At 43.0% G+C, this 15,823-nt stretch carries 16 protein-coding genes; 4 read left to right on the top strand and 12 right to left on the bottom strand.

Translation table 11 applies throughout. The annotated features are described in order from the left end of the window. Positions 1 to 242: 242 nt before the first annotated feature. Positions 243 to 524 (bottom strand): HlyU family transcriptional regulator, encoded by a 282-nt coding sequence (locus AB4185_RS14115; RefSeq protein WP_004731023.1) that lies wholly within the window; start codon positions 522 to 524, stop codon positions 243 to 245. A 40-nt stretch (positions 525 to 564) separates the two neighbouring features. Next, entirely contained in the window at positions 565 to 933 is a 369-nt protein-coding gene (locus AB4185_RS14120) for a late competence development ComFB family protein (protein WP_017060104.1), read from the bottom strand. 476 nt (positions 934 to 1,409) lie between these two features. Between AB4185_RS14120 and AB4185_RS14125 the strand changes: the two genes are divergently transcribed. After that, positions 1,410 to 2,651: a GGDEF domain-containing protein gene (locus AB4185_RS14125; protein ID WP_372135575.1), complete on the top strand. Its 1,242-nt coding sequence runs from the start codon at positions 1,410 to 1,412 to the stop codon at positions 2,649 to 2,651. 144 nt (positions 2,652 to 2,795) lie between these two features. Here AB4185_RS14125 and AB4185_RS14130 read toward each other — a convergent pair whose 3' ends face one another. Both AB4185_RS14130 and AB4185_RS14135 read right to left on the bottom strand, forming a co-directional pair. Then, on the bottom strand, positions 2,796 to 3,806 hold the full coding sequence (locus AB4185_RS14130) for a Solitary outer membrane autotransporter beta-barrel domain (protein ID WP_029235232.1): 1,011 nt from the start codon (positions 3,804 to 3,806) through the stop codon (positions 2,796 to 2,798). Positions 3,807 to 3,884: 78 nt separating this feature from the next. Further along, a complete protein-coding gene (locus tag AB4185_RS14135; RefSeq protein ID WP_372135576.1) occupies positions 3,885 to 4,856 on the bottom strand; it encodes a diguanylate cyclase in 972 nt (323 codons plus the stop codon). Between the two features lie 131 nt (positions 4,857 to 4,987). On the opposite strand from AB4185_RS14135, the gene AB4185_RS14140 reads away from it, so the two are divergent. Then, positions 4,988 to 5,425, top strand: a complete 438-nt coding sequence (locus tag AB4185_RS14140; protein ID WP_017060108.1) for a DUF3069 domain-containing protein — start codon at positions 4,988 to 4,990, stop codon at positions 5,423 to 5,425. A gap of 311 nt (positions 5,426 to 5,736) precedes the next feature. On the opposite strand, the gene modC is transcribed toward AB4185_RS14140, so the two are convergent. Genes modC through AB4185_RS14160 form a run of 4 tightly spaced genes read right to left on the bottom strand, consistent with a single transcriptional unit; the run spans position 5,737 to position 9,820 of the window. Next, positions 5,737 to 6,843: a molybdenum ABC transporter ATP-binding protein ModC gene (modC, locus tag AB4185_RS14145; protein ID WP_017060109.1), complete on the bottom strand. Its 1,107-nt coding sequence runs from the start codon at positions 6,841 to 6,843 to the stop codon at positions 5,737 to 5,739. Beyond that, entirely contained in the window at positions 6,840 to 7,538 is a 699-nt protein-coding gene (gene modB, locus AB4185_RS14150) for a molybdate ABC transporter permease subunit (protein WP_017060110.1), read from the bottom strand. The genes modC and modB overlap by 4 nt, the downstream gene beginning before the upstream one ends. Beyond that, positions 7,539 to 8,297: a molybdate ABC transporter substrate-binding protein gene (gene modA / locus AB4185_RS14155; RefSeq protein WP_017060111.1), complete on the bottom strand. Its 759-nt coding sequence runs from the start codon at positions 8,295 to 8,297 to the stop codon at positions 7,539 to 7,541. A 56-nt stretch (positions 8,298 to 8,353) separates the two neighbouring features. After that, positions 8,354 to 9,820, bottom strand: a complete 1,467-nt coding sequence (locus AB4185_RS14160) for a cobyric acid synthase (RefSeq protein WP_171733216.1) — start codon at positions 9,818 to 9,820, stop codon at positions 8,354 to 8,356. Positions 9,821 to 10,098: 278 nt separating this feature from the next. On the opposite strand from AB4185_RS14160, the gene AB4185_RS14165 reads away from it, so the two are divergent. After that, positions 10,099 to 10,491, top strand: coding sequence for a YgiW/YdeI family stress tolerance OB fold protein (locus AB4185_RS14165; RefSeq protein WP_017064574.1), 393 nt, complete (start codon positions 10,099 to 10,101; stop codon positions 10,489 to 10,491). 98 nt (positions 10,492 to 10,589) lie between these two features. Beyond that, the gene (locus AB4185_RS14170) at positions 10,590 to 11,114 is read left to right on the top strand and encodes a hypothetical protein (protein ID WP_017069094.1); all 525 of its coding nucleotides are present in this window, start codon (positions 10,590 to 10,592) and stop codon (positions 11,112 to 11,114) included. 136 nt (positions 11,115 to 11,250) lie between these two features. On the opposite strand, the gene AB4185_RS14175 is transcribed toward AB4185_RS14170, so the two are convergent. From AB4185_RS14175 to nrdG, 4 genes are all read right to left on the bottom strand, one after another. Beyond that, positions 11,251 to 12,858 (bottom strand): ABC-F family ATPase, encoded by a 1,608-nt coding sequence (locus AB4185_RS14175; protein ID WP_372135577.1) that lies wholly within the window; start codon positions 12,856 to 12,858, stop codon positions 11,251 to 11,253. A gap of 323 nt (positions 12,859 to 13,181) precedes the next feature. Next, positions 13,182 to 13,868, bottom strand: a complete 687-nt coding sequence (locus tag AB4185_RS14180) for an ATP-dependent zinc protease (protein ID WP_017069095.1) — start codon at positions 13,866 to 13,868, stop codon at positions 13,182 to 13,184. 11 nt (positions 13,869 to 13,879) lie between these two features. After that, on the bottom strand, positions 13,880 to 15,064 hold the full coding sequence (locus AB4185_RS14185) for an amino acid aminotransferase (protein ID WP_372135578.1): 1,185 nt from the start codon (positions 15,062 to 15,064) through the stop codon (positions 13,880 to 13,882). Between the two features lie 265 nt (positions 15,065 to 15,329). Next, positions 15,330 to 15,797: an anaerobic ribonucleoside-triphosphate reductase-activating protein gene (gene nrdG / locus AB4185_RS14190; protein ID WP_017064571.1), complete on the bottom strand. Its 468-nt coding sequence runs from the start codon at positions 15,795 to 15,797 to the stop codon at positions 15,330 to 15,332. Positions 15,798 to 15,823 lie beyond the last annotated feature (26 nt).

The raw sequence follows: 15,823 nt of genomic DNA on the forward strand, positions 1-15,823 counted from the left end.
TACTTCAAGCGTTTTGTTCAAAGAACAGGAAAAGTTATTACTTATAACGATTTGGACGGAATTTAAGCGCTTCATTCGGATAAATGACGACCGTCTCGAACCAAGAGGTCAAACCACTTGCAAATAATCCTTTTAATAACAACTCACTAGCTGTTCTTTATCCATAAAACTAAAAAGAGCTTTCAGCATATACACTGAAAGCTCTCCAAATTATGACCAACATCAATTCTAACCCTAATTGGTTAGCTAAATATATTGTCGCCCATTTGGTCGATGAACATCTGCGATTTTTTGAGCATCAATTCATCGGCATCTTGTTTGTTTGAAACAACATCTGAACGAATAAAACGGTGAGTTTTGATTTCACCATCGAATTCTTTCTCGATTCGCCCAGCAACACGGTATTGACCAGATTCTGCAATGGCATCTTGATAGATATTGAAACCCTTATATTCGACTGGCTCAATCTCTACTTTTTGTTCGGTTTTTTCTTTGCCACCAAATAATCTAGAAAAGAATCCCACGTTTTTTTACTCCTTAAATGACCGTATTCACCCTAAACTATCATGACTGTTTACGGTTCAACAACGGCTTTTCATACCATTGCAATTCTACGTCATCGTCAAAATTGTGTTGACTAAATATAACAGGCACATTGTCGTCACGTTCACGTCTTCGATCGTCAATAATCATACTTTCTGCATTTTTGACCGCGATCTCACTATTGCGTTTATAGAGCACCAATTTGTCTTCTGGCAATGCTGACAGAAAATCGATATCAAAACGAATATAGATAGGTTTTAGCTGGCCCAAAGCCAAGCACGCGAGATCGGCCAACTGTTCGTTGGTATAACTAGACACATATTCCTCGGTAGCCAATACATGACCGACCAGAGTTTCCATATAGTTATGTACATCAACACTAATTTGCATACCACACCTCCATTTGTAGCGGTTTTTCTAGTCGCAGTCGTTTCTAAAGTCACTTGAAACCATGCAATTCCTAATAGCTTTCTATAACTCAGTTATAGGTTTTACTGTCCATAGTTGAAACTTAGGTATTATTTAATCTTACTCTGACTTCATTACAGATCTTCGTCGCTTAATGAAAAGGTCACTCAATGATAACTGATCATCAAGCCCTTTAAGTGACAGCGCCAACGTAAGAGCAGCAGAGCAGATTTTGTTAAGTATCTATAACGACTAATTAATTTCTCATATATACTGTGTAGTTCGTTCTAAGGTTAATAGCAACTCAAAATACATATAAAAATGATTGCACCAATAGCGACCTATGACTATGTTTTTGCTCTAATTTAGGTAAAAAGCTTGGCAATCGCTTGTTTAACCGTATCCTACGCATAGTATTAAATAATAAGATCATCAATATAGTTAGGCTCACCACATAAATGGCATCATCTTTTGTAACGTCGAGCATGTTTCGATTTTGCTTCCCTTTAGTCCTGTTAACAATTTTGCTCGTTGGTATGGACAACGTCATTCTCGTGACGGACTCAAATTTAGGGTTTGCTAGCAACCTCCCTTACATTTTATTGAGCGTTGCGGTTCTGCTATGCCATACGTTCAGACAAGGTCGAATGGCGATGGTATCGGTGACCATGCTTGTCGCTTATCTGATCATCCAAGTTCGCTTACAAACGCCTCTCAATACTGGCACAACGCTATTAGAGCTCTCGTTACTTGCGGCATTAGTACCTGTCACTTGCTTACTTGTTTATGCCTTCCCTGATAACGGCGTAAACTCAAAGTCGATGCTGTTCTACGCCATCGTTCTTGTTCTGTTTATGGTGTGGGCACAATTGATCGTCTCTCACTTCCATGCCGGCGGTTTTGAATCATGGAGTGATGGTCTTCTATTTATTGTCAGAGACTTCTCCAAACTGCCTTTTGTTTTAGTGCTGTATAGCCTTTGCTTGCTTGGCCTTACTGCCATTCTCGTGTTGGTGTATAACCGCTCTATCGATGTTGTGGTTTATAGCGCTATCCTGCTTTCTTCTTGTACGTTCATCTTCTTCGATATTCAGTACATCTCGAGCACCATGTTCTCGCTGTCAGGCACGTTGATCATCGTCTATGTGATGTCTGCTAGTCATGATATGGCCTTTAATGACCAACTGACTAACATTCCAGGTCGACACGCCTTAGAAGTCGATATGAAGCACTTGGGGCGTAAGTATTCGATGGCGATGGTCGATATCGATCACTTTAAGCAATTCAACGACACCTACGGACATGACATTGGGGACGATGTGTTAAAACTGGTGGCACGCATTCTGAGAGAAACCACAGGCGGCGCTAAAGCTTATCGCTATGGTGGTGAAGAGTTCACGATTATCTTCAAAGGCAAACATTCGGAACAAGTTAAAGAGCACCTTCAAGCTCTGATTTCCGAGGTTCAAAACTACGACATGACGATTCGCAATAGTCACGAGCGCCCTGACGATCATGAAGTGGGGATGAAAAAGCGTGGTAAGAACGGCAAACCATCGGAAGTGGTGAATGTGACGGTGAGTATTGGATTGTCTGACAGTACAACCACCAGACATCCTGAAGAGGTGTTGAAGCTTGCTGACCAAGCGCTGTATAAAGCGAAAGAAACCGGTCGAAACAAACTGTGTATTGACCGTTAACAATAGTTGATAGCGAAAGATATTGAGTGCTAGAGATCTAAATAGCTTAAGCCATTAATAGCGATCTGCTTCAATAACTATCACTTCCAAGTTCAACGAGCCTCATTGATTTGAGGCCGTATGGGCTTAACTGGAAAAAAGAGCTTAATCTTGGTTGAAGAATATAACCAAGCTGCCACCTTTTAAGCTACTTCCGTAGTTAATCGTAAAACCTATTCCCACGTTATCGACCCACTCATTAAACAGGTTTGGGTTAAGCAACCAACCAACACTGCCCTCGTAGTAAGATGTGGTGCCCATAGATGCCACGGTGTCACCACCAATATCAATTCGTCTTATACTCGAGTACATCGAAGTGATGTTCTTATCCCAACGCACGAGATCATAGAAAACCTTGGCTTCATTGGCGATATACCACCCTTCAGGATGACCGACATTGCCATTATTCGCCTCGCCCCAGCCGATGCCATTAAAGTAATGCCAACTGGTGCTCAATTTATACTTTCCCCAGTCATTCTTATCTTCGTACATCAGCTTGATTTTAGGCTCGATGATGTAAGCCCAAGCATCAGTATTGAGATATACGCCATCCAGTTGGTCTTGAATAGGCTTTAGCAACGAAGCGCGATATTCATAATCATTGCGGTAGTAAGAGATGTGGTTACCGATTGCAGAGCTGAAGCTCCAATATTCGTCTAGCTGGGACACATTCGCGAATTCGACGTAGCCAGACACTACCGACTCTTTTTGAAAATCGTTTCTGTTTGCTGCCGCGTACTCGACATCGTTCTCGATTCGCAATGCAGACAAGCGTAGCGTCACCTCTTGATGGTTGTCTTCGATGTAACTTGGTAATTCAAATGTGTAAGGCAAACTCAGGGAGGTGATGTTTTGGCGACGACTTACCGAATCATTCGAACCGATGTCTTCATTGTCCAAACTAAACACTTTATTGGGGTCAAAGTTATTGATACCAAAAGTGAAAACATCGGTGTCGTTGAGCAATACACTGGTGGCAAAGCTCTGCTCTAGATCCTTTCGAAAAAGATCAGATAGCGTATTGGCATTAACAGTGGTCGCCAAAGCGGTAAAAAATAGAGGAACCGCAAGCGTCCAAGATGTGTTAGTCATAGAAAATGACTTCGAATGTGGCATTTCTTTTATCACTTAAAGCACTTCCTAGCTCAAACGCTATTAGAAGTATAAATTCAAATATCGAAAAGAGCTCGCCAACTAACGCGCAAGCTCCAAAATGTTACGTTGTACAAAGGTATTTCTACCACTTTGCTTCGCTTGATAAAGCGCTTGATCGACCTTTTCGTAAATAGACGCAATAGATTCGCCACCTTCTGGCACAAATGACAACACACCTTGTGACGCTGTCACTCTATCCGATACCGTTGAGTGTTCATGAGCGTAGTTCATCTCATGCAATGCCTCTTTAACTCGAGTCGCGTGTACCTTAGCGCCTTCACTGTCTGTATCGCTAAGAATCAAAACAAACTCTTCACCGCCATAACGACCTACAAATTCTCCCGCACGAACAAACAGCTGTTTCAAGGTATTAGCAAGCCCTTGTAAGCACTTATCCCCTTGAATATGACCATAATTATCGTTGTAAGGCTTAAAGAAGTCTACATCTAGAAGTATGACTGTCATGGATATATTACGTCTTCCGTGCCACGCTATGCTCTCTTCAAGCTTAGTATCCATATATCGACGGTTATACAATTTGGTCAGGCCATCTTCGTTGGCTTGTTGCTGCAGAAGGATGTTCAGTTCTTCGAGTTTGGCTGTGCTTTGTTTTAGCTCTCGTCTCATGTGCGCGATACGTTGCATCGCAATCAGCTTAGAATTCAAAACAACCTTGTTTACTGGCTTGATCAGGTAATCATCGCCACCAGCGTCAATCGCTTTTGCGATCATCTCAGGTTCTTCGTGACCACTAAGAAAGATGATGGGAACCCATTCTGGGAATCGGCTTCGAACCTCATTCGCCACTTCAAAACCATCCATATCAGGCATGTTGATATCAAGTAACACGAGTTCAGGATCAAAATCAGAATAAACACTCAGGGCTTCTTTTCCGCTACCGACAGCTTCTACAATATGACCCAGTTGCTTGAGTCGGATAGCAAGTTGCATCCTGTCTAGTTGAACGTCATCAACCAGCAATATGCGCATTGAAGATCCCTTTTCTATCATCACATCACCTTTATCTAGTGTTGAATATTCAAAGTAGCTCAAATTTGGGCTTAAATCATGCCCTAATCTCTATATTATATTGACTTTTTTACAGATCTTTTTAGCATTGTTTCTTTTTAAAGAGAAATACTATGTCAGACGCTACAAACAACGAACAACAAGAAATCGATTTAACCACCATCTCACCAGAACTTCGTCAAGTTATCGAATTTGATGGCGTACCAAAAGAGATGCACTTTATGGTTACTTCTATTCACGAAGTGTCTGAAGAAGCAGTACGCGAAGCTTGGGATAGTCTTCCAGCAAGCGCACAAAATGTTTTAGACAACTTCGAGCAGTTCCACGCTCTAATCTCAGTTAGCCAAGCTTTCGCTGGTGTTAACGTGATGGAAGAGTTCCCTACTCTTAAACTTCCAGAAGACATGTCTGACGAAGAAAAAGAAGAGTACCGTGCTCAACTGCTAGACCAAGTTCTACACAACTGTGTAAAAGACATGGTTAAACAAATCAAGAAAGCTCGTCGTGATGCAATCTTGAAGCGTGATTTCAAAGAAGTTTTTACTAAGTAAGTCGCTAGTCGCCTAAACTAGGCTAAGCGCTAACAGTACTACTTAGAATTAAGCCGCATGTTTCTTTAAACACGCGGCTTTTTTATATCCGCTATTTTCTGTTCGTCGATCGTTACGTCTGTATGTTCTTGTTGCTAATGTTCATATGATTCGACAAATCATATGCTTTAACACTCATATAGCGTGGCGCAAAACTGGCAGTTATACCGTATAAAAATGACGCATGTATCCATTCATGGAATCAAGACCGAATTTTCAGAACCTATAACAGGCAGTATCGCGGCAATATCGAAAAACTGACCTTGTCAGGTTTAATGCGTTACCGCGATATCTCTTTGAGCGACACTCACACCTTTAATTTGAGCGTAAACACGCTGCCCGATTTCTAGATTTAACTCATCCAGCGCCCACAATGTAATGGTTGCCCATAGGTAGCACCCAGACTCTAACTCTAGCTCGACCTCGACACTCTGCTTATTTGTGCCTTGTTGGTGCGTCTCTACGCTTTTAATGGTGACAGGAAGGATGTTACGTATAGAAGTCCCTTTCGGCCGTTCTAGCGTGATAGAGACATCATTTGCCCTAACTTGCAGCCTCACTGTCGTACCAAGCTCACTCGATACTTTCTGAACCCATAACGACGTCGACTTTCCTAGCATCAGGCGAGACAGCGCATAATCGTCATTGTGTTCCGCTAATGTCGCTTCAAACAAAGAGCTTTGCTCTGAGAAAGATTGCCAAGGTTGCATGGCTCTCGATGCCCAAACCTCTTCCGTCACACCCGACGAAATCACTTTGCCTTGGTCAATAATCACAAGGTGATTTGCCAAGCGTAAAATTTCATTGAGGCTATGAGTGACATAGATGATCGGTATTTGGACGGTTTCGGATAAGTTTTCCAGAAATGGCATCACTTCGCGCTTACGAGGCAAGTCGAGAGACGCTAAAGGCTCATCCATCAACAAAATGCTCGGCTTTGATAACAAAGCGCGGCCAATCGCCACACGTTGCTTCTCACCGCCAGACAAACGAGCTGGGTATCGGTCAAGCAATGAACCCAAAGACAACAGCGAGACTATTTGCTCAAAGTGCGCTTGATCGACGCTTTTCATACCGTATTTAAGGTTCGCTGCCACCTTCATATGTGGAAACAATCGCGACTCTTGGAACACATAACCGACGTTGCGTTTGTGAGTCGGCAAATTAATGCCATTTTCACTATCGAACAGTGTGGTTCCAGATACGCTGATCAGACCTTTATCGGGCTGTTTAAGGCCACTGATTGCATTGATAAGTGAGGTTTTACCCGCGCCAGAACGACCAAAAATTGCCGTAATGCCGCTACTTGGTAATTCCAAGTCGATATCAAAGAACGTTTCACCAAGTTGTTGTTGATATTGGAGGATCAAAGCACTCATGCATTGCCTCCCAAGCGTTGTGCTGACTTTTTGTTGAGCCACTCAGATAGCATCAATGAACCCAGCGCTATCACAATAGAAATGACACACAAACGCGCGGCTTCCATTTCAGCGCCAGGGGTTTCAATAAAGGTATACATAGCCAAAGGAATGGTTTGAGTTTCACCGGGAATATTTGAAACGAAGCTGATGGTCGCGCCAAACTCCCCTAGGCTTCTTGCGAATGAAAGCATGGTGCCGGTAATGACCCCTGGGATCATCAAGGGTAAAGTGATCGTGAAAAACACACGAAGAGGTGAAGCGCCTAATGTAGCAGCCGCCTCTTCAAGCTTACTGTCTACGGTTTCTAGGCTCAATCTAATAGAGCGAACCATCAGCGGCAACGCCACAACCACACAAGCGAGTGCCGCGCCCTTCCAGCTAAAGCTGAATACAATACCAAACACGTCATTGAGCCACGAACCTATGATACCTTGCCTGCCCATCATCACTAGCAGTAAATAGCCAATAACTACAGGTGGAAGTACCAAAGGTAAATGGACAATACTCTCAACAATGCTCTTACCTACAAATTGTTTCTTAGCAAGTAGCCATGCTAAGCCAATACCGATAGGGATAAGCCATAAGATTGCAAACCCAGCGACTTTTAAGCTCAGCATTAAGGCTTGGTATTCGTATTCCGATAAATACATCATTTAACGCACTTCAAATCCAAAACTGTTCAAGGTGTCTTTCGCTTTTTCGCTCTTTAGGAAAGTATAGAACTCTTCTGCCACAACTTTATCACTCAACTTCGCTACAGGGTAACGTATTGGTGTGTGCAGATCTGATGGGAAGGTCGACACTAGGTTTACTTCTTTAGAAAGCAACGCATCCGTTTTGTAGACAATGCCAAGCTTAGCTTCACTGCGCTCGACTAAGGCTAAGGCCATACGAACATTGTTACTTGGTGCCAATCGAGTTTTCACATCGTCCCATACACCTAACGTTTCTAACGCTTCTTTTGCATAGATACCAGCAGGAACCGACATGGTGTTACCCACTGCGAGCCTTTCATTAGTAAGCAGTTTAGCCCATTGTTCACCTTTTGATAGGTCTAACGTTACCGATGTCTCTTTAGGAGCAATCAGCACCAGTTCGTTTTCACATAGGTTTGTGACATTGTCACTATAAACCAATTTACGATCGACTAAATGCGTCATCCATTTCTCATTTGCCGAGATAAAAATGTCTGCTGGTGCTCCTCTTTCGATTTGTCGCACCAAAGACGACGTACTCGCGTACACAGGAATCACATCGACAGAATGGTCTTTCTCAAACTCTTCAACCAACAGATTAACCGCATTGGTCATCGACGATGCAGCGTAAACTCGTAGCTTTTCCGCAGCAAAAAGATGACTAGAACTCAATGCCGAAGTTAAAGCCATGGTTAAAAGGAAGACTCGCTTTTTCATTGTTATCACTTATCTATTGTTCGTTTAAGTTCTTTAGCTAACTTCTAAATGGCGGCTTAAGCTGTTAACTCTGGCCAAAGCAGATCAAGATTTAAGTACTCTTCGATGGCATCAGCGATTCGATTAATACCCAGCTCTTTAAGCTGTTCGTGGTCAATCGCGGTCACATCGTTGGCTCCTGCCCATTCGCAAATAAGCGACAACGCATCACTGTTGTCGAATACGCCATGCAAGTAAGTACCAAAAATCGAGTTATCTTGATTCACAGCGCCATCTAGGCTGCCAGATTCTAACTGAACCGGTAAGGCTGTTTCTTTGACATCAGTCCTACCTACGTGGATTTCATACCCTTTTACTTGTGCTGTTTTGCCATCCAGCGTCATGGTGCCGCGTACGTTGGTTAAGGTTTTCTGCTGTGTAAGGGTCGTTTCAGTATCCAGATACCCTAACCCTTCGCTGCTGCCGGGTTCCCCTTCAACGCCATCAGGATCGTGGATGATGTTACCTAACATTTGGTAGCCACCGCAGATACCCATCACTTTGCCGCCTAAGCGCAGGTGGCGTTGAATATCTTTATCCCAGCCTTGTTCTTTTAGGTAATCCAAATCTGCTCTTACCGACTTTGTACCCGGCAAGATAATTAAATCAGCATTGTTTACACGTTCGCCTTTACCGACATAACGTAAATCAATCGAAGGATTCAATCTTAACGCGTCAAAGTCTGTATGGTTGCTGATTCGGGTTAGCACTGGCACCGCCACCTTAAGCTTAGCTTCTCCGTCAGACTCTTGAGCAGAGGTAATGGCATCTTCCGCTTCTAAGTTAAAACCATGCAGATATGGCAAAACACCAATGACTGGCTTGCCGGTTTTTTCCTCTAGCCAATCTAGGCCAGATTGAAGCAGTGCGATATCGCCTCTAAAACGATTTATCACAAAGCCTTTTACACGAGCTTGTTCAGATTCAGACAATAGAGCTAATGTCCCGTAGAGATGCGCAAAAACGCCACCACGGTCAATATCAGCAACGATGAGCACAGGGATGTCCGCTTTCTCAGCAAATCCCATGTTAGCGATATCATTTTCACGAAGATTGATTTCGGCTGGGCTCCCCGCACCTTCAATCATCACGCTTTCATATTCTTCAGAAAGTCGGTCAAACGAATCGATAACTGTATCCATCGCCACTTTCTTGTAATCATGATAACCCGTCGCTTCCATGTTGCTCAGCGCTCGGCCTTGCAAAATCACTTGCGCGCCGGTATCTGAGTTGGGCTTTAGCAATACAGGGTTCATGTGAACGGTTGGCTCTATATTACAAGCTTGCGCCTGAACCGCTTGAGCACGGCCAATTTCGCCACCATCTTTTGTCACAGCACTGTTCAACGCCATATTTTGTGGCTTAAAAGGTGCCACTTTGATTCCTTTCCTTGCCAAAACACGGCATAAACCTGCCACCAAAACACTTTTTCCGGCATCTGACGTTGTCCCTTGAACCATAAGGGCACTTAATGGTGCTCGCATTTGTACTTAAATCCTTAATTTCTTAATTTTCAATTTATAGCTGTGGGCAATATTTCTCTGCGACCATCTTAACGTCATTGCCGAGTAGATGCTCAATAAAATGAATGGAAAATGAATGTGTTACTCACTCTGGATTCAACCCCAGTGTTGTTTAATAGCTCCATCGAAACGAAGCTTGTGAACGATAACAGGCGCTTCAACAAAAAACGTACTAACGAAAAGAAACGTTTCAAATTCAGAAAAACGTTTCTACTAAAAACAACATTAAGGGATTCACCATGAAAAAAACTGTATTAGCTATCGCATCTACTATTATCCTTGCTCCTACTTTCGCAATGGCTAGTGACCACAACAGCAATAATAATGTCAACAGCAAGCACGAAAGCGCTATTGCTTATACTGGCCCAATTGAAACCGTTTCTGTTGCGACACTACTTGCCGACACAAGCATGTTCGCAGAGCAAGAAGCAATTGTGGATGGCAAGATCGTTCGTCAACTTAAGAATGACACGTTTGTCTTCTCTGATGGCCAGAGTGAAATTCAAATCGAACTTGATGATGATATCCGCCTAGCACAACCACTGACCGCTGATACAAAAGTTCGTATCTTCGGTGAATATGAAGGTGGTAAGACACCTGAAATCGAAGTGGACCACATCCAGGTTCTATAAGCGATTAATATAAAAATACCGACTTCAAATAATTGGCCTGCATATTGCAGGCTTTTTTGTATTATACTGCCGCAAAATACAATTTATATGGAGTCACCATGCTAAGTTGCACGAATAAGACTGTCCTTTTAGGACTCGCTGCACTGTGTTCATTCTCTGCGTCTGCAAACAACTTTAACTACAACACATTCGAGCTGCGCATGGGTACTAGCCCAAGTACTTTCGGTGGTGAAGTCACAACAATGTTCACTCAAAACTCTCACTTTGTTGCTCGGATCGATTCAGAATTTGAAAGTGATTGGGATGCAGCGGTAGGTATGGGATTCAACGGCCCAATCAGTCAATTTGCTGACGTTACTGGCCAAATGTTACTGCACAACATTGAACGTAATGACGATAACCATATCAAAACAGAAATTAACCTTGGCTTGAGAGCTTGGTTAATGGCAAACGTTGAAGTTAACGCACGCCTTGGTCAACTGATCGACAACGATGACACTCGTTCAATTTTGGGTATCGGTGCTCGTTTCCATTCAACTGATCAACTGTCTGTTGGTCTTGATATGCGCAATAACGGCACATATGGCCACCAAATCTTAATGTCGGCTCGATTCGGATTCTAATCTAGATTTCAATTACTGAGTAATAAATAGCTAAACGTATACATAGAAAAGCCCCGAACATATTAATGTTCGGGGCTTTTTTGTTTGTTAGTTTCGCTGGCTTTTAGTCGTTCACGACCTGAGCCAACGACTTGCTTTATAAGCTAACCATCAGCATCTTTTTCTGGTGATCTAAGTACTCTTCATAAGTACCTTGGAAGCTCACTAGCTGTTGATCTTTTACATCGATGATGTGTGTTGCTAATGAAGAAACGAACTCTCGGTCATGGCTTACGAAGATAAGCGTGCCAGTGTAAACCTTCAACGCGTCGTTCAGGGCTTGGATTGCTTCCATGTCCATGTGGTTGGTTGGTTCGTCCATTACAAGCACGTTGATGTCTTGCATCATTAGCTTGCCGAATAACAGACGGTTCTTCTCACCACCAGAACAGTTACGCGCTTTTTTGTTCGCATCGTCAGCAGTAAACAATAGGCGACCTAGAATGCCACGTACCATAAGGTCATCGTGCTTCACTGTGCGCCATTGTGAGATCCAATCGAAGATGCTCAGGTCGTTATCAAAGTCAGACGTACTATCTTGTGGGCAGTAGCCTACAGATGCGTTTTCAGACCATTTTACGATACCTTCTTTTTGCTCTAGCTCTTGAACTAGGCAACGTAGCAGCGTGGTTTTACCTACACCGTTCTCACCGATAACCGCAAGACGAGTACCCGCTTCAAGCAGCAAGTTACCACCGGCAAACAATGTTTCGCCATCGAAGCCGTGACCAAGGTCTTGAAGTTCAAGCGCTTGACGGTGTAGTTTCTTACCTTCGCCAAAATCAATAGATGGGCTCATACGGCTCGATGATTTCACTTCATCAAGCGTGATCTTATCCATTTTCTTGGCACGAGAGCTTGCTTGTTTTGCTTTAGATGCGTTAGCACCAAAACGGTTTACGAAATCTTGAAGCTCGCTGATTTCAGCCGCTTTCTTAGCGTTGCTTGCTAAAAGCTGTTCACGAATCAAGCCAGATGCTTCTAGGAAGTACTCGTAGTTACCAGGGTAGACACGTAGCTCACCGTAGTCGATGTCTGCCATGTGTGTACACACAGAGTTCAGGAAGTGTCTATCGTGCGAAATGATGATCATTGTACATTTACGCTGGTTTAGCTCTTCAGCAAGCCAGTTGATCGTGTGAATGTCCAAGTTGTTGGTTGGTTCATCAAGAAGCAGGATATCTGGGTTTGCAAACAGAGCTTGTGCCAATAGCACACGCAGTTTCCAACCTGGAGCTACTTGCTGCATCAAGCCGAAATGGAACTCTTCTTCAATACCCGCTTGAATTAGGATGTCGCCAGCACGGCTTTCTGCTGTGTAGCCATCCATTTCCGCGAATTCACTTTCAAGTTCTGCGACTTTCATGCCGTCGTCTTCGCTCATTTCTGGCAAAGAGTAAATGCGGTCACGTTCTTGTTTTACTTCCCAAAGTTTTCTGTCGCCCATGATCACAACGTCGATAACGCTGTACTGTTCGAAAGCGAACTGATCTTGGCTTAGCACACCCAGTTTTTCTCCTGGAGTGATAGAAACGTTGCCCGAGCTTGGCGTTAATGCGCCACTTAGGATTTTCATGAACGTTGATTTGCCGCAACCATTAGCGCCGATCAAACCATAACGGTTGCCGTTACCAAATTTAGCAGAGATGTTTTCAAACAGCGGCTCTGCGCCAAATTGCATTGTGATGTTCGCGGTAGATATCAAAGAACTAATTCCTAAGCGTGTACTGACAGATAATTATTAGGCTATTTCAAGAACCTAAATAAGAAGTACGAAAGTATGGATTAAACAAAAATCGAAGCGCGGATTATATAGAGATCTCGATCACGTTGTCGAGGCTAAACAGTAAACGAATAGTAAACATAGACCATTTAGATGCTTTTCATACGTTATGGGGTGTAAATAAAAAAATCCCCACCAGCAGAACTGGTAGGGATTTCATTTATCAACACTAAAAGTCTTTTAAGCTCGTCACCTTTGAAACTATAGCTCTTCAAACGAAAAGCTTTGATGACGAGCAGAACTTGTTATTTAGTAATTTTCTTCTGAACGTATTTTTTGCTCACGTCGACAACCGCAACATCTCTAAAGAAGCTTCTACCCAACAGAAGTGGGAAAGAAAGATGCGTTCGGTCGGCTAGCGTAAATTCAGTTTTGTCTTTTAGATCGCCAATTTGAATCGAAGCTACAACCACAGCGCGTCGTTGTGTGCCTTCTGCGCTTGATTGCTTGATCTTAACCCAGCGTTCTACTGGTAAGCTGATCTCTTCAGTTGTAATTCCGTCGTGTTCAATCTTGAACTTAACCCAGTCTTTGCCGTCACGTTCAAAATCAACAATATCAACTGCACTGATTGAAGAGGTTGTTGCACCGGTATCGACACGTGCTTTAAACGCTTCTTTTAAACCAGGAACAAACACCCACTCTTCTTCACCAAGAATCAGTTTGCCGTCACTTGTTTTTCTAACCTTCTCTACTGGTTTTTCAACAGGTGCAGGTTTTACTTCCGGCTCAGTTGGTTTTACTTCTTCAGGCTTCTCAGTAGGTTCCGTTACTTTCTCGCCTTCTGTTGCGTCAGTTTTTGAAGAGTCATCCACAACAGGTTGTTCGATTTGAGGCTTTTGCTCTGGCTCAACAGGAGCTTGAGTTGTAGCCGAACAAGCAAACAGGCCACCACTTAGCATTAAAACTACAATCGCTTTCCAATTATACATTCAGTCACCTTCTATTTTGAAACGTTTGCTATCGCTTTTGCTACATAAGGAATATGAGATTCGGAAAGGCCTGCGATATTGATGCGTCCATCACCAACACCATAGACTCCATATTCTTCACGTAATTGATTCATTTGAGTTTCTTTAAAGCCTAGTACACTAAACATGCCTTTATGGCTTTCAATGAAGTCAAATTGTGACGTGTTATAAGTATTTCGCAATTCATCACATAAACTTTGGCGCAGATTTAACAAACGTTGCTGCATTTCACTCAATTCTTGCTCCCAAATCGAGGTTAGCTCTTGATTCTGAAGAATTGTTTTCACCAAAGCTGCACCATGATCTGGCGGCATTGTGTAAGTTGAACGAGCAAGCGTTAGAAGCTTACCTTTAGCATTGCCAACGTGTTCGCTGTTTTTGCCAATCACGATAGCGGCACCCGTTCTTTCACGGTATAAACCGAAGTTCTTCGAGCAAGATGTCGTAATCAACATCTCTTCGACGTTGTTAGCCATGTGTTGAAGACCTTTTGCGTCTTCTTCTAAGCCATCACCAAAGCCTTGGTAGGCAATATCAACGAACGGTAAGAAACCATTCTTCTGAGATAATTTGGTGATTTCCTGCCACGCTTCAAAGTTGATATCCGCACCCGTTGGGTTATGACAGCAACCGTGCAGTAGTACCACGTCTGATGGACCCGCTTTTGAAAGATCATCCAACATTCTTGCAGTATCAACTTGCTTCGTTTCAGGACTGAAGTAATTGTAATATCGAACTTTTAAGCCTGCCGCTTCCATCACAGGTTTGTGGTTAACGTAGCTTGGGTTTGAAATCCAAACCGTGGTGTCTGGTTGAGAAACTTTCATTAAGTCACCCAACATGCGAAGTGCACCACTTGCACCCGGTGTTTGAATCGCAGCTACGCGATCCATTGCAGAAGTCCCTTTAAGCAGCAGATCAACCATGCTCTGGTTAAACTCTTCACAGCCTGCTAGGCCAACGTAAGCTTTGGTTTTCTGAGTCTCAACAACGATATCTTGAGCCTTAGAAACGGCTTTCATGATCGGAGTTTCGCCTTGGTCGTTTTTGTAAACGCCAATGCCTAAATCGACTTTATCAGTACGAGTATCGCCGCGGTAAGCAACAGAAAGAGATAGAATTGGATCTAAAGTTGGTTTTGGTAGATGTGAAAACATGAAAGTCACAACCCTTTGAAATTCAAGTAATGGCCTCCAAGTTATCATTTTATTTACAATTTAAGAAACAGAAATTCATCAAAGTTTTGATTTTTAGGAGATAACTCTAGTTGAGACTGGTGCAATCTAATATTCCCTATTCCATATAGTTCAATATTCAATCAATTTACAAATTTAGAACGTCATAAAATAAAAAAGCCTCAACAGAGAAGCTGAGGCTACTAATTTGCACTAATGTAGGTTGACGTTAACTAACGAAAGTCTACTAGAGTCGGAACCGATGAATAATTTGGTTTGAACTACCACGCCAATCCAACATTGGATCCGCTTTATCTTGCTCAAAACGACCATCAATCAAAGTATCAACATATTCAAGTACTTGCCTCTGCTTTTCGTCGAGTTCGTCGAGCTCGTAGCCCGTCCACATCCAGATGTCTTTGCCTTCACATTCTGCTTTTACACGCTGAACAAGCTTAAGCACTTCAGATACATTTGCAGGATGAAGAGGATCACCACCTGAAAGCGACAAGCCACGACGCTTGATTCGTGGATCATTGAGATCAGCGATAATGTGGTCTTGCAGCTCTTGAGTAAACAAATGCCCGGAGTCCAACCTTTGCGTCGATTGGTTATAACACCCGCGACACTGGTGTACACAACCCGACACAAACAAAGTGCAGCGTGTTCCAGGGCCATTTACAACGTCGATTGGGTGATATTGGTGATAATTCATAAGGCAGTATTGAAAACTCGTGATTA

Origin of the sequence: Vibrio sp. 10N.286.48.F5 (assembly GCF_041469785.1) — a bacterium.
GTDB classification, from domain to species: domain Bacteria; phylum Pseudomonadota; class Gammaproteobacteria; order Enterobacterales; family Vibrionaceae; genus Vibrio; species Vibrio crassostreae_C.

What these genes read in the sequence shown, in the direction of transcription:
- AB4185_RS14130 (WP_029235232.1), bottom strand. Translation starts at nt 3,806, where the DNA reads ATGCCACATTCGAAGTCATTTTCTATGACTAACACATCTTGGACGCTT.
- AB4185_RS14170 (WP_017069094.1), top strand. Translation starts at nt 10,590, where the DNA reads ATGCTAAGTTGCACGAATAAGACTGTCCTTTTAGGACTCGCTGCACTG.
- AB4185_RS14135 (WP_372135576.1), bottom strand. Translation starts at nt 4,856, where the DNA reads ATGATAGAAAAGGGATCTTCAATGCGCATATTGCTGGTTGATGACGTT.
- AB4185_RS14185 (WP_372135578.1), bottom strand. Translation starts at nt 15,064, where the DNA reads ATGTTTTCACATCTACCAAAACCAACTTTAGATCCAATTCTATCTCTT.
- AB4185_RS14180 (WP_017069095.1), bottom strand. Translation starts at nt 13,868, where the DNA reads ATGTATAATTGGAAAGCGATTGTAGTTTTAATGCTAAGTGGTGGCCTG.
- AB4185_RS14165 (WP_017064574.1), top strand. Translation starts at nt 10,099, where the DNA reads ATGAAAAAAACTGTATTAGCTATCGCATCTACTATTATCCTTGCTCCT.
- modB (WP_017060110.1), bottom strand. Translation starts at nt 7,538, where the DNA reads ATGATGTATTTATCGGAATACGAATACCAAGCCTTAATGCTGAGCTTA.
- AB4185_RS14125 (WP_372135575.1), top strand. Translation starts at nt 1,410, where the DNA reads ATGGCATCATCTTTTGTAACGTCGAGCATGTTTCGATTTTGCTTCCCT.
- AB4185_RS14160 (WP_171733216.1), bottom strand. Translation starts at nt 9,820, where the DNA reads ATGCGAGCACCATTAAGTGCCCTTATGGTTCAAGGGACAACGTCAGAT.
- nrdG (WP_017064571.1), bottom strand. Translation starts at nt 15,797, where the DNA reads ATGAATTATCACCAATATCACCCAATCGACGTTGTAAATGGCCCTGGA.
- modA (WP_017060111.1), bottom strand. Translation starts at nt 8,297, where the DNA reads ATGAAAAAGCGAGTCTTCCTTTTAACCATGGCTTTAACTTCGGCATTG.
- modC (WP_017060109.1), bottom strand. Translation starts at nt 6,843, where the DNA reads ATGAGTGCTTTGATCCTCCAATATCAACAACAACTTGGTGAAACGTTC.
- AB4185_RS14140 (WP_017060108.1), top strand. Translation starts at nt 4,988, where the DNA reads ATGTCAGACGCTACAAACAACGAACAACAAGAAATCGATTTAACCACC.
- AB4185_RS14120 (WP_017060104.1), bottom strand. Translation starts at nt 933, where the DNA reads ATGCAAATTAGTGTTGATGTACATAACTATATGGAAACTCTGGTCGGT.